This window comes from Flagellimonas sp. MMG031 (assembly GCF_040112705.1).
Lineage (GTDB): Bacteria > Bacteroidota > Bacteroidia > Flavobacteriales > Flavobacteriaceae > Flagellimonas.
Genome location: NZ_CP157804.1, coordinates 2,446,454 through 2,460,168, shown reverse-complemented (window position 1 = coordinate 2,460,168; position 13,715 = coordinate 2,446,454). Strand labels below are relative to the sequence as shown.

The window sequence follows — 13,715 nt, the reverse complement described above, 5'->3', positions numbered from 1 at the left end:
CCTGCTAATTGGGCCGTTGGTAAGCCAACTCGGGACTGGATTCCTTATGCTTTTCAAATAATCGTTGCTGCTGTTTTACGGTAAGTGTGCTGCCGTCGTGGCTCCATCCGGGAGGTCCAAAGATATACATCAGTTTATGCGAGAGCTTTTTGGATTTTTTGACATCATTCCAAATATCCTTGAACTCGTGGGTCAATATTACCACGGGGTTGTATGAATTTGGCGCATGAATCACTCCGTATTTTACATCGATATCATCATCGAGTTCTTTCCAAGTACCGAACATCTTGTCAAAAATATTCAGGAATCCTCCGTGGTTTTTATCCAAATACTCTACATTCTGGGCATGGTGCACCTGGTGCATGGTGTGGGTGTTGAATATTTTTTCCAAAAACCCAAGCTTTGGAACGTAAACCGTGTGCAATTGAAACTGCCAAAGCGCTTCGATACCTAAACATACCAAAACCATTTCCGGAGGAAAACCGATAGCGGGCATCCATATATAGAAAAAGGGTTTGTACAAAATCGTAAACCAACCGTTGCGGATGGCCGTACCCAAATTGAAATTATCAGAGGAGTGGTGCACAATATGTGCAGCCCATAAAATACGGACTTCGTGGTTGGCCCGATGGAACCAATAATACGTAAAATCGTCTGCCAGTTGGCACAGAATCCAAACGTACCAAGCATAACCAAATGAGGCATAGCCCATAATATTGGTCCTTACCCCGTCAACTACTGGATTAAAGAGTTCGTAGGTTCCCTCAAATAGCAGAATGGCAAAAGCAACTTTGAACAAGGGCCCCAAAATAGCGGAACCTATTCCCATAAAACCACTGGCGGCCAAATCTTTCCAATTGTAAAGCTCGTCGTGATCGTGGGTTTTGCTGTATGTTAATTCAAGTAATATAAAGGCAATGAATACTGGCACGCCATAGACCAGGGGGTTTGTAAAGTCCATAAAGAAATTTTAAGCAATGTGTGCTTTTGACATGTGTTATTCTAAACGAGCAAATTAACTATAAAAAGGGTTAAAACAAAGTAGTTTGGTCGGAACCATCATTCTTTGTTTCAATATCAGTATCATCGTTGTCTATTTGTTCTTCGTCCACTACTTCGATATCCTCGGTCCTAGTTTCCTCCGGCTCTTCGTAAGGCAGTGGGCTTAAAACATTAATACTTTTTACTTTTTCCGGGGTCAGTTGATTTCCAATGGCCTTTATGCCCTTAACCGCAATAAATTCCTCAACATTCACCTCCAAATTTGGTTTGGGGTCTTTGCCGCGCGGTTTTATGAACTCTACTTCCAACATGGGTCTCCAATCGGTGGATACCAGTTCCAAGTAGGATTTCGGGTCTTCGTCAATGACTACTTCCTCTTTATTGGGATTTTCGATCAAGAATCGTTTCAGGTAAAAACGTTCTTTGTCCCCAACATAATGCACCACGGAAATCGGTTTGTCCGGATTCCATTTCTCCAGTACGATCATATCATCGCTAAATCGGGTGAGCAAATCAGGCGGAATGGTTTTGACAATCCCCTTTTGGTCGACCACCAAAAGCAGGTCATCCCCTTTAAATTCTCCAAGAAGCTCACCTCTTCCATCTACATTCAGGCGGTTGACCACATCATCGAACCAAATTTTTCTAGGTTTAAGAGTGGATACGCCCTTTTCTTTGAGTTCGATACGCTTCACGGCGTATTTGGTGACCAAATTTCCTTTGGAGCTTCGACCTTTGATCAATACATCAGAAAAGTCAAGGTCCCATTTCAATTTTTTGATGCTACCGGACTGACGCAGCATTATGGTAACCACTTCTGCCTCACCGTTGGGATTGGCAGAAAAGTACAAGACTTCCGAGGAGGCCTTGTCGCCGGCAAGCTCGTATATCTTGTCCCTCGTCATGCTGGTAACGTTGAATCGCTTCACATAACTGGGCCCACCTTTCATGCTTTTGTAAATCATATTGTAGGTGGTGCGCTTGTCCTTCTTTTTGAATACGGCCACGTGAATGATGTTTTTCCCAACAAACACCTTGGAGTCCACCTTGGTGACCATCATCTCCCCTTTTTGGGTGAATACAATTATATCATCGATATCGCTGCAGTCGGTTACGTATTCGTCCCGTTTCAAGGAGGTTCCAATGAAACCCTCCTCCCTGTTGACGTATAGCTTGGTATTTCTGATTACCACTTTAGTGGCCTCGATATCATCAAATATTTTGATTTCGGATTTGCGTTCCCGGCCTTCGCCATATTTCTTTTTGAGTTCTTTGAAATAAGCAATCGCATACTCCACCAAATGCTCCAAGTGATGCTTTGTCTCCGCAATCCTTTCCTCCAAACTATCAATAAGTTGTTGAGCCTTTTCCAAATCAAATTTTGAAATCCGTTTGATGCGAATTTCGGTCAGCCGAACGATATCATCTTTGGTGACTTCCCTTTTTAAATGCGAAATATGGGGCTTCAATCCTTTATCGATGGCAGCGATAACACCTTCCCAGGTCTCTTCCTCCTCAATATCCCGATAGATCCTGTTTTCAATAAAAATACGCTCCAACGAAGCAAAGTGCCACTGCTCTTCGAGTTCGCCCAACTGTATTTCAAGTTCTGCTTTAAGTAGTTCAACCGTATTGTCCGTTGAACGCTCCAACATTTCCTTTACCCCTATAAACAATGGCTTGTTATCCTCTATGACACAGCCCAGTGGCGATATGGAACTTTCGCAGGCCGTAAATGCATAAAGTGCGTCAATGGTTTTATCCGGAGAGATTCCATTGGGCAAATGGACCAAAATTTCCACTTCTGCCGCAGTATTGTCCTCTATTCGTTTAATTTTGATTTTCCCCTTGTCATTAGCCTTTAAGATGGAATCAATTAAAGAGGATGTGTTGGTGCCATACGGGATTTCGTTGATGACCAAGGTGTTCTTGTCCAAGGTCGATATTTTTGCACGAACCCTAATTTTTCCCCCTCGCATGCCATCATTATAATTGGTCACATCAATAATCCCGGCGGTGGGAAAATCGGGAACCAAGGTAAATCGCTTGCCTTTCAGGTGCTTGATGGATGCATCAATCAATTCATTAAAGTTGTGGGGCAATATTTTGGTGGACAGACCAACGGCAATCCCTTCTGCTCCTTGTGCGAGCAAGAGCGGAAATTTCACAGGGAGATGGACAGGTTCCTTTTTCCGGCCGTCATACGAAAGTTGCCACTCCGTAATCTTTGGGCTGTACACCACCTCAAGGGCAAATTTTGACAATCTGGCCTCGATGTATCGAGAGGCTGCAGCGCCATCGCCGGTTAAAATGTTTCCCCAGTTTCCTTGAGTGTCAATCAGCAGGTCCTTCTGCCCTAGCTGCACCATGGCATCGGCGATACTGGCATCACCGTGCGGGTGGTACTGCATGGTGTGCCCCACTACGTTGGCCACTTTGTTGTAACGGCCATCGTCCAGTTCTTTGAGCGCATGCATGATCCGGCGTTGTACGGGCTTAAATCCATCTTCGATGGCAGGTACGGCGCGCTCCAAAATTACATAGGAAGCATAATCCAAAAACCAATCCTTGTACATCCCGGTGACCTTCACCAGGCTATCTTGGGACTCGTCTTGGTTTTCTAAACTTTCATCGTTCAGTTCTTCGTTCTCTTCCATTTAGAAAGGCAGCATTTATTTGGGTTGTAGTTGGTTTTCTTCAACAAGATCAAGCTCCACTTTAAGGTTGTTGATGATAAAATCCTGTCTGTCCGGCGTATTCTTGCCCATGTAAAACTTCAGCAGGGCATCAATGCTCATGGCCTTGTCGAGCATTACAGGTTCCAGACGGATATCGTCACCAATAAAGTTTTTGAACTCGTCCGGGGAAATCTCGCCCAATCCCTTAAATCGGGTGATTTCAGGTTTTCCGGAGAGTTTCTCTATGGCTTGTCTTCTTTCCTCCTCACTGTAACAGTAAATGGTCTCTTTTTTGTTGCGCACCCGAAAAAGTGGGGTTTGGAGGATGTATAAGTGGTTTTCCTTGATCAATTCGGGGAAAAATTGTAAAAAGAAGGTAATCAACAGCAAACGGATGTGCATTCCGTCCACATCGGCATCCGTGGCGATTACGATATTGTTGTACCGAAGGTCTTCCATGGAGTCCTCGATGTTCAACGCCGCTTGCAACAGATTGAATTCTTCGTTCTCGTAAACGATTTTTTTGGACATTCCGTAGGAATTCAGAGGCTTTCCGCGGAGACTGAACACGGCCTGGGTATTCACATCACGTGATTTGGTGATGGAACCGGATGCAGAGTCCCCCTCGGTAATGAAAAGGGTGGTTTCCAATCGCCTGTCCTTTTTCATGTCCTGCAAATGAATACGGCAGTCGCGTAGTTTTTTATTGTGGAGACTGGCTTTTTTGGCACGTTCCCTGGCCAGCTTCCTTATGCCTGAAAGTTCCTTGCGTTCCTTTTCGGCCTGTACTATTTTTTTCTGTAGCGCTTCCGCCGTTTGCGGATTCTTATGCAGATAATTGTCCAGTTGTGTTCCGACAAAATCGTTGATAAAGGTCCTAACTGTGGGTAAATCTCCGCCCATATCGGTAGAACCCAATTTGGTTTTGGTCTGACTTTCAAAGACGGGCTCCATTACTTTGATGGAAACCGCAGAGATGATGGATTTCCTGACATCCGAAGCATCGTAATTTTTTCCATAAAAATCACGGATGGTCTTAACCACAGCTTCCCTAAATGCAGATTGGTGCGTTCCTCCTTGGGTGGTATGCTGACCGTTTACAAATGAATGGTACTCCTCACTGTATTGGGTCTTGCTGTGGGTCATGGCCACTTCAATGTCGTCCCCTTTCAAATGGATGATGGGATACAGGAAGTCGTCCTCATTATTATTGTCCTCCAATAAATCCTTAAGACCATTTTCCGAATAGAACTTTTCACCATTGAAAACGATGGTGAGACCTGGATTAAGGTAGACGTAGTTTCTGAGCATGCGTTCCACATACTCGTTTCGGTATTTGTATTTTTTGAAGATGGTTTCGTCGGGTGTGAAACTCACCTTGGTTCCCTTTCGGCGTGAAGATTCTTCCAACAGCTCTTCATTGATCAGGTTTCCGGTTTCAAATTCGGCCGACTTGGATTTTCCGTCCCGGTTGGACTCCACGCGAAAATAGGTAGAAAGCGCATTTACGGCTTTGGTTCCCACTCCATTTAGTCCCACGGATTTTTTAAACGCACGGGTATCGTACTTACCACCGGTATTCATTTTGGAGACCACATCCACCACTTTGCCCAAAGGTATGCCCCGACCATAATCCCTAACATGGACGGTATTGTCCTTGATATTGATCTCGATGGTCTTTCCGGCTCCCATCACAAATTCATCGATACAGTTATCGATCACCTCTTTGAGTAGGATGTAAATACCGTCGTCCGCAGAAGAACCATCGCCCAATTTTCCAATGTACATCCCCGGGCGCATGCGAATATGCTCCTTCCAATCCAGCGAACGGATATTATCCTCAGTATATTGGGTATCTGCCATTAGTAAAGGGTTAATCCTTGCAATATAAAATTTCGGAGCAAAAATAAAAGGGTGCGGATAAGAAAGTAATCAACAATGAAAAACAATAATTGTTAATATAAATCAGGCTTTAGCCCGCTTTTTACTTTGAACGGAGAGGTAAGTCACCCCAAAAATCACAATGGACATTCCGGCCAATTGCCAATAGGTCAGTTTTTCGTCCAAAAACACATAGGCCAACAAAATAGTGGAGACCGGCCCCAAACTTCCTAAAATGGAAAAATTGGAAGCGCCAAGCCGCTCAATGGCAGCAGATACCAAAAAAGAAGGAATCAACGTGGCAAAAATGGCCATGGCAACCCCGTAGGCATAGGCTTGCCAAGGATACCCCATAAGCCCCCAGTCACCAGCAAACAGATAGTGCACCACAATGCAGAGGGTAGAGACAATCATGGCGTAGCACGTAAATCGAAGCACGCCAAACTTGGGAATCAACCAGCCGCTGCCCACCAAATAAGAAGCATAGGTGATGGCGCTCAACAACACCAGAAAACCGCCCACCAAGACCTCATTTCCGCCTAGGTCCAGTTCGTCCCAAAAGGTAATGAGAACACCCAAATAGGTAATCAAAATGGCAATGGTCTGGACCTTGGTTATCCTTTGTTTGAAGGCTAGCCAACTCAAAAACACGACAATGGTAGGGTATACGAATAAGATGATGCGCTCCAGTCCCGCCTTGATGTAATTCAATCCCAAAAAATCAAAATAACTGGCCAGATAGTAGCCAACGAAGCCAAACACAAAGAGCCATGCATAATCTTTGATTTTGATTGTTGTGTTGGTAGTCTTTCTTCGAATCAAAAAGAGAATAAAAATGTAAAACGGTAGGGAAAAAAGCATGCGAAACAGGAGCAAATCCAAGGTGTCCACTTGGTAGCCGTAGGCCAACTTTACCATCACCGCCTTGGAAGAGAAGAGTACCACTCCCAAAACCCCGTACAAAACCCCTAAACCTTTACTGGACATAGCACAAAACTAGATTTTGTCCAAAAGGTAGAAAAACAGAACAATGGATGGATTACAACGCCCAAGGGCTACACATTAAACCTAAAGTGCATCACATCACCGTCTTTAACGATGTATTCCTTACCCTCTACCCTCATTCGGCCGGCTTCTTTTACTTTGGCCTCGCTACCGTATTTCACATAATCATCATAAGAAATGACCTCGGCACGGATAAAGCCTTTTTCAAAATCGGTATGAATGACCCCAGCGGCTTGCGGAGCTGTCGCCCCAACAGGTATGGTCCAAGCGCGGACTTCCTTCACCCCTGCTGTAAAATAGGTTTCCAAATTGAGCAGTTTGTAGGTGCCTCGGATCAATTTGGCGGAACCTGGCTCCGAAAGTCCCAAATCCTCCAAGAACATTTGGCGCTCTTCGTACGTTTCCAATTCTGTGATATCGGCTTCCGTACCCACGGCAAGGAAGATAACTTCTGCATTTTCATCAGCTACCGCTGCCTTCACTTTCTCCACGTAGGCGTTGCCATTTGTTGCGGATTCTTCGTCCACATTGCAGACGTACATCACAGGTTTGTCAGTAATCAACTGCATCGGCCTCACATATTCTTCTCGGTCGTCCTCGCTTAAAATAATGGCACGAACGGACTTTCCGGCCTCCAAACCTTCCTTAAGGGCAGTCAAGACCGCCTCCTCCTTTTGTGCTTCCTTATTCCCTGTTTTGGCTGCACGCTTTACCTTGTCCAATTTTTTCTCCACACTCTCCAAATCCTTCAATTGGAGTTCCATGTCGATGGTTTCCTTATCTCGAATAGGGTCTACGGACCCATCCACGTGCACCACATTATCATTGTCAAAGCACCGAAGCACATGCAGAATCGCATCGGTTTCGCGAATATTTCCCAAAAACTGGTTGCCCAATCCTTCTCCTTTGCTCGCTCCTTTTACCAATCCGGCAATATCCACAATCTCCACGGTGGCAGGCACCACACGTTCTGGGTTAACCAATTCTTCCAATTTCTCCAATCGCTGGTCGGGAACGTTTACCACGCCAATATTGGGCTCTATGGTACAAAAAGGGAAGTTGGCACTCTGCGCCTTTGCGTTGGACAAACAGTTAAAAAGAGTCGATTTTCCTACGTTGGGCAATCCTACGATACCTGCTTTCATCTAATTACATTGTATTTTGAGGGTGCAAATATAGGGTGAAGTTTTGTGACTGCCCATCAATAATTTTGCAGGAAGAGGTAGAAAATGACAATGAACACAGCCATCATGCCCAATATGGCAATCAATGACAGTGCACAGCCCAAGTGTCTCCAAATACCGTTATATTCTTTTTCGTTTTCTTGCATAAAAAACCCCGAACTAAGGTTCGGGGCTAAATTAGATCATTTTTATTTTTTATCCATCGGGATGCATAAACTTTTGCTTGCCCAACAGTTCTTCCTCGGTTTCCACATGGTCTTCATCCGGAACGCAACAATCCACCGGACAAACGGCCGCACATTGCGGTTCTTCGTGAAAACCTTGACATTCCGTACATTTATCCGGAACTATATAGTAGATTTCATCGCTTACAGGCTCTTGGACTTCGTCGGCATTTACTTCTTTCCCGTTCGGAAGCACCACATCGCCCTTCAATGAAGTTCCTTCACTATATCTCCATTCATCTGCACCTTCGTAAATAGCGGTATTTGGGCATTCTGGCTCACACGCACCGCAATTGATGCACTCATCTGTTATAATAATTGCCATAATTTTCTTTTCCTTTTGGGCTGAATTTTATCAGCATGCTTACTTTTGACAAAAATAAACCCTACTAAATTAGTGTACAAATTTAATGGCACCAGATACAAATACCATAAAAGCTTTTGTTAAACTTGGAGAATTCCTAACGGATTTTTGTGATACTTATTACGATAACCATCAGAATATCAATAAGGAATTGAAAGAGGTCGTTGTGGCGTCAGGTCATCAAAATGGTTGGTTTACCGAAGATAATGTGCTGTTCGCCCTACAGCAATGGGGTAAACTGCTGACCGAGAAAAACATTTTGGATTGGATGTCGCACTACAAGTTCAACAGCGATACTGAGCCCAAAAGCATCGGTATCGTGATGGCTGGAAATATACCATTGGTTGGTTTTCATGACTTTTTGTGCGTCCTGCTTTCGGGCCACAATGTTTTGGCCAAACAATCTTCCAATGATAAGCTCCTCCTACCCTATCTCGTTCGTTTTTTGATAGCACAAGAGCCATCACTTTCCGATAAAATCAACTTCGTTGACAATAAACTCACCGATTTTGATGCAGTGATTGCCACAGGAAGCAATAACACCAGTCGCTATTTTGAGTACTATTTTGGAAAAAAACCGAACATCATTCGAAAAAACAGAAATTCGGTGGCTATTTTGACTGGAAACGAGAGCCCTGAGGAATTGAATGCCTTAGGAGAGGATATTTTTCGGTATTATGGTCTAGGTTGCCGCAATGTATCCAAAATTTTTGTGCCCAAAGACTACGATTTTGATATGCTGTTCCAAGCACTGTACTCGTACAAGGACATCATCAACCAGCATAAATACGCCAACAATTACGATTACAACAAGGCTGTATATCTCATGAGCGAATTCAATATTCTAGACAACGGCTTTTTAATTCTGAAAGAGGATGAGGCCTTGGCATCCCCTATTTCGGCGTTGTTTTACTCTTATTTTGAGGAAGAATCCGAATTGTTGGCACAATTGGAAGAAATGGATGAACACATCCAATGTGTGGTTTCCAAAGGTATTCAAGGACACCATATCGGTTTTGGCGAGACCCAAAAGCCCAGTTTAACGGACTATGCGGACGGAATCGACACCATGGAGTTCCTACTTCAACTTTAATGAAATCCTAAGCTTGGAAATCGTTCCTATATCCAACAATTTTTAAGACCTTTACCCCTTAAACCAAGGAAATGAAAAAGCATAATTTTAGCGCAGGTCCCTGCATTCTGCCCGCAGAGGTCATGCAAAAGGCATCTGAAGCCGTTTTGGAACTTGACGGCATCGGACTTTCACTCATAGAAATCTCACACCGCAGCAAAGAATTTGTCGCCATCATGGAAAAGGCCCGTTCGTTGGCTTTGGAACTACTAGGTCTTGACGGGAAAGGGTATCGGGCACTGTTCCTCCAAGGTGGGGCAAGCATGCAGTTTTTAATGGCCGCCTATAATCTTTTGGATACCAAAGCTGGTTATGTGAATACTGGGACTTGGAGCCAAAAAGCAATCAAAGAAGCTCGTCTGTTCGGCGAAGTTATAGAGGTGGCTTCTTCACAGGAGGATAATTTTAAGTATATCCCAAAGGGATATGATATCCCCACCGACCTAGATTATTTGCATTTGACCTCCAACAACACCATTTATGGAACACAGATCAAGGACTTCCCTAAAACCAATGTGCCTTTGGTGTGCGATATGAGCTCCGATATCTTTTCCAGACAATTGGATTTCTCCCAGTTTGATTTGATCTATGCAGGGGCACAAAAAAACATGGGGCCCGCCGGAACCACACTGGTTGTGGTGAAAGAAGATATCTTGGGCAAAGTGTCCCGTAAAATCCCGTCCATGATGGATTATTCCGTGCATGTGTCCAAAGAAAGCATGTTCAACACCCCTCCCGTTTTCGCGGTGTATGTTTCCATGCTCACCATGCAATGGCTAAAGGATTTGGGCGGTATTGCCGCTATTGAAGAAATCAACGAACGTAAGGCCAATCTTATCTATTCAGAAATTGAACTCAATCCCATATTCTATGGAATTGCTGCCAAGGAAGACCGTTCCATCATGAACGCCACCTTTAATATTACCGATGATGAACTCAAGGATGTATTCGATGATATGTGCAAGGAAGCCGGAATAAGCGGAATCAATGGACACCGCTCCGTTGGAGGTTACAGAGCCTCCATGTACAATGCCTTGCCCATGGAAAGTGTTGGTGTTTTGGTGGACATTATGAGCGAATTGGAAAAGAAAGGATAATCTCGATGGTGAAAATTTTAGCAAACGACGGAATGGCCCAAGAGGGAATCGACCTTTTGGAAAAAGAAGGGTTTGAAGTAAAAACAACGCATGTGGCCCATGAACAGTTGGCCAATTATATCAACAAAAATAAAATTACCGGTCTTTTGGTGCGCAGTGCTACCAAGGTCGATAAAAAAATTATCGATGTGTGTCCAGACCTAAAACTAATTGGACGTGGTGGTGTTGGTATGGACAATATTGATGTGGCCCATGCCGAATCCAAAGGAATCATCGTTTTCAACACGCCCGAAGCTTCTTCCGAATCGGTTGCAGAACTAGTATTCGCTCATTTGCTCAACGGAGTCCGCTTTTTGCACGATGCCAACAGACATATGCCCCTGGAAGGCGACAGCCAGTTTAAACAACTGAAAAAAAGCTATGCGGCAGGTGTTGAGCTAAGGGGAAAAACCTTAGGGGTTATTGGTTTTGGCAGAATTGGTCAGGCCACGGCACGCATGGCCTTGGCCCTTGGCATGGAGGTACTTTTTACGGACCATACCACCAAGAAAGCTACCGTATCCATTCCTTTTTTTGATGGAAGGTCCATTGATTTCGAATTGCAAAGCAAAGATGTAAAAGAAGTGCTTTCCCAATCCGACTTTGTGAGTCTGCACGTGCCTTCGCAAGAAAACTACGTGATCGGAAAAAAGGAGTTGGGATTAATGAAACCTGGGGCTGGAATCATCAATACCTCACGTGGCGGGGTATTGGACGAAGTAGCACTTGTAGAAGCACTGGATAACGGCCATTTGGCCTTTGCTGGATTGGATGTCTTTGAATCCGAGCCCAAACCCGAGATACAGATTTTGATGAATCCGAAAATATCACTGAGCCCTCATATTGGTGGCTCCACCATAGAGGCCCAACAACGCATTGGTTTGGAATTGGCTCAAAAGGTCATCAATTCACTAAAATAAAAGGTTTGTGCGCAGAAATATCCGACCAAACCCCACTTTTTTGTACATTGCTCCCCTAACCTTAACACTAACACAATGTCAGGATTATTGGAATTGATCAACAGCCCCGTGGGCAAACAATTGGTCAGTGGTGTTGCCGGACAAACAGGGCAACCCGAAAATAAAACAGCCGAAGTATTGAGTATGGCAATGCCGCTTTTAATGGGAGCCATGAAAAAGAATGCAGCTACACCGGGCGGTGCGCAAGGACTTATGGATGCGCTTTCTTCCAAACACGACGGTGGAATTTTGGATGATCTGGGAGGTCTCTTTGGCGGCGGTGTAGACCAACACGTGATGGATGATGGTGCTGGGATTTTGGGCCACGTGCTCGGTTCCAAACAACCGCAGGTGGAAAATGCACTGAGCAGTAAATCAGGGCTTGACGCTGGAGCCATTTCACAGATCTTAAAAATTGCTGCCCCTATTCTATTGGGTTATTTGGGAAAACAGACCCGTCAGCAAAACGTCAGCAGCCCCGAAGGCTTAAATGGATTGCTTGGTGGATTGATGGGAGGCAACAAAGCGGCCGCTAAACAACAATCGCTTATTGAAACCTTTTTGGACAGTGATGGCGATGGTAGCGTTATCGATGACCTTGCCGGAATGGTATTGAACGGTGGAAACCAGAAAAAAAGCGGACTCGGTGGCGTATTAGGCGGACTTTTTGGAAAGTAAGCCCTAAGCTTAACGATATTTAACAAGGCCATTTGAAAGTTCAAGTGGCTTTTTTTGTATTTTAAGGGGTATGAAAAAGAATGCTCCCATTGCACTATTTGTCATTTTAATGCTCTGTGTCAGCTTCGTATCCTGTGGTTCCCAGAAGATGGCGTTGGACGTTTCGGAAGAAGAAAAGGCCATGTTCAACTCCGCGGATGAAGAACCTGTAGAAATTTCTGATGATAAGACGGAATACGAGATCATCATTATAGAACCCGGTTTTTATACTTGGTTGAATTCCATAGCCAGACCGGAAGGTTACTATTCACAAACCTTCTTGGAAACTCGAAATGCTGTTATGGTCATGAACTGGAACAATAGGGTTGTACAGCCCCAATTATGGAATCCCAATCTGTATGAGTTGCCCATCGATTATGACCCTAGCATCGACTATGGTTACGAGGTGAATTATAAGCTTTATAACTATTTCATCTACTTTCAACGGAAATACAACCAGCGATTGGGGCCCTTTATCCCAAGAATATAAATCCGTACTTTTGTGCTCAATTTATTGAGATGATGCAAAAACTAAAGCAGCGTTGGGAAATCCAAAAAGCCTGGCAAGTGCTATTTCCCGTTTTGGGCGCCCTTTTAGTCTTACTTACCGCTTACCTGATTGCCCGAAGCCTTTTGCACGCGTTTGGGCTAAACAACACCGTATATGAATGGTTCTTTACCATCGGGATTACACTGATGGGGTATTTTACGGCCGTAAAGTTTTTCTTGTGGTGCTTTAAAAAATTGGAAAACAAGTGGAAGGTGACCTATAAATGGGAAATGATCGCCATCTTTATCGTTTTTGCAATCACAGGGAGTATTTCCGGCAAACTGGCAGGCCCACTGGTCCAATGGCTCGGTTTGGATGGTGAAAACGTACATTCGGCGATTTATTGGACCTTTCGAATACTATTGATTTTTCCCATCTATCAGATTTTGTTGGTTTGTATAGGCTGGTTGTTTGGACAGTATCTATTTTTTTGGAATTTTGAAAAAAAGATGTTGAAACGCATGGGATTGGGCTTTATCCTCCCATAGTTTATAGTTTTTTTAACATATAAAGAGGATTCACCTTGTTTACTTTTGTGCTGTATGGTTATGAAACCTCATAAACACATTTTTATCATTGGTTCCCTTTTGATGGCATTGGCTGTTCTGGCCCCTTCGCTCATCAAGCTAGGACATAGCTTATATGAGCACCATAATGAAAAGAAATGTGTGGAATATGGCACCAATCATATCCATGATGGGCATTTGGATTGTGATTTTCATGATTTTACGCTTGCCAACAAAGTCCTGTTTTCTTCCACATTCGACTATACACCCGTAGCTACGCCAAACATAACGTATGTAACGGCCTACTACGCGTATATGTTCAAGCCTATTAAAGCATCATTTCAAAGCTTAAGGGCGCCACCGGTGGTAGCTTAGAC

General features: G+C 44.1%; 13 protein-coding genes. 7 read left to right on the top strand and 6 right to left on the bottom strand.

Annotated elements, in window-relative coordinates; translation table 11 throughout:
• Window positions 1-4: 4 nt before the first annotated feature.
• The 6 genes from ABNE31_RS11065 to ABNE31_RS11040 all read right to left on the bottom strand — a co-directional run bounded on the left by ABNE31_RS11065 (window position 5) and on the right by ABNE31_RS11040 (window position 8,299).
• Entirely contained in the window at window positions 5-961 is a 957-nt protein-coding gene (locus tag ABNE31_RS11065) for a sterol desaturase family protein (protein ID WP_179385523.1), read from the bottom strand.
• 70 nt (window positions 962-1,031) lie between these two features.
• On the bottom strand, window positions 1,032-3,659 hold the full coding sequence (locus ABNE31_RS11060; protein WP_349351166.1) for a DNA gyrase/topoisomerase IV subunit A: 2,628 nt from the start codon (window positions 3,657-3,659) through the stop codon (window positions 1,032-1,034).
• A gap of 15 nt (window positions 3,660-3,674) precedes the next feature.
• Complete coding sequence (locus ABNE31_RS11055; protein ID WP_179385525.1) at window positions 3,675-5,543, bottom strand: DNA topoisomerase IV subunit B; 1,869 nt, start codon at window positions 5,541-5,543, stop codon at window positions 3,675-3,677.
• A 102-nt stretch (window positions 5,544-5,645) separates the two neighbouring features.
• Window positions 5,646-6,548 carry a DMT family transporter gene (locus ABNE31_RS11050; protein WP_349351165.1) on the bottom strand — a complete coding sequence of 301 codons (903 nt, stop codon included), beginning with the start codon at window positions 6,546-6,548 and terminating at the stop codon, window positions 5,646-5,648.
• A 68-nt stretch (window positions 6,549-6,616) separates the two neighbouring features.
• Window positions 6,617-7,711: a redox-regulated ATPase YchF gene (gene ychF, locus ABNE31_RS11045; RefSeq protein WP_349351164.1), complete on the bottom strand. Its 1,095-nt coding sequence runs from the start codon at window positions 7,709-7,711 to the stop codon at window positions 6,617-6,619.
• 234 nt (window positions 7,712-7,945) lie between these two features.
• A complete protein-coding gene (locus tag ABNE31_RS11040) occupies window positions 7,946-8,299 on the bottom strand; it encodes a 4Fe-4S dicluster domain-containing protein (RefSeq protein WP_127141959.1) in 354 nt (117 codons plus the stop codon).
• A gap of 85 nt (window positions 8,300-8,384) precedes the next feature.
• Between ABNE31_RS11040 and ABNE31_RS11035 the strand changes: the two genes are divergently transcribed.
• From ABNE31_RS11035 to ABNE31_RS11005, 7 genes are all read left to right on the top strand, one after another.
• Entirely contained in the window at window positions 8,385-9,431 is a 1,047-nt protein-coding gene (locus ABNE31_RS11035; RefSeq protein WP_349351163.1) for an acyl-CoA reductase, read from the top strand.
• Window positions 9,432-9,502: 71 nt separating this feature from the next.
• Entirely contained in the window at window positions 9,503-10,567 is a 1,065-nt protein-coding gene (gene serC, locus ABNE31_RS11030) for a 3-phosphoserine/phosphohydroxythreonine transaminase (RefSeq protein WP_349351162.1), read from the top strand.
• Window positions 10,568-10,575: 8 nt separating this feature from the next.
• Window positions 10,576-11,526, top strand: coding sequence for a D-2-hydroxyacid dehydrogenase (locus ABNE31_RS11025; RefSeq protein WP_349353046.1), 951 nt, complete (start codon window positions 10,576-10,578; stop codon window positions 11,524-11,526).
• 75 nt (window positions 11,527-11,601) lie between these two features.
• Entirely contained in the window at window positions 11,602-12,243 is a 642-nt protein-coding gene (locus ABNE31_RS11020; protein ID WP_293284832.1) for a DUF937 domain-containing protein, read from the top strand.
• A gap of 70 nt (window positions 12,244-12,313) precedes the next feature.
• Window positions 12,314-12,772 carry a DUF6146 family protein gene (locus ABNE31_RS11015; protein ID WP_349351161.1) on the top strand — a complete coding sequence of 153 codons (459 nt, stop codon included), beginning with the start codon at window positions 12,314-12,316 and terminating at the stop codon, window positions 12,770-12,772.
• A gap of 29 nt (window positions 12,773-12,801) precedes the next feature.
• Window positions 12,802-13,320, top strand: a complete 519-nt coding sequence (locus ABNE31_RS11010) for a DUF6787 family protein (protein ID WP_349351160.1) — start codon at window positions 12,802-12,804, stop codon at window positions 13,318-13,320.
• Window positions 13,321-13,380: 60 nt separating this feature from the next.
• On the top strand, window positions 13,381-13,713 hold the full coding sequence (locus tag ABNE31_RS11005) for a hypothetical protein (protein WP_179385534.1): 333 nt from the start codon (window positions 13,381-13,383) through the stop codon (window positions 13,711-13,713).
• The last annotated feature ends 2 nt before the right edge of the window (window positions 13,714-13,715 follow it).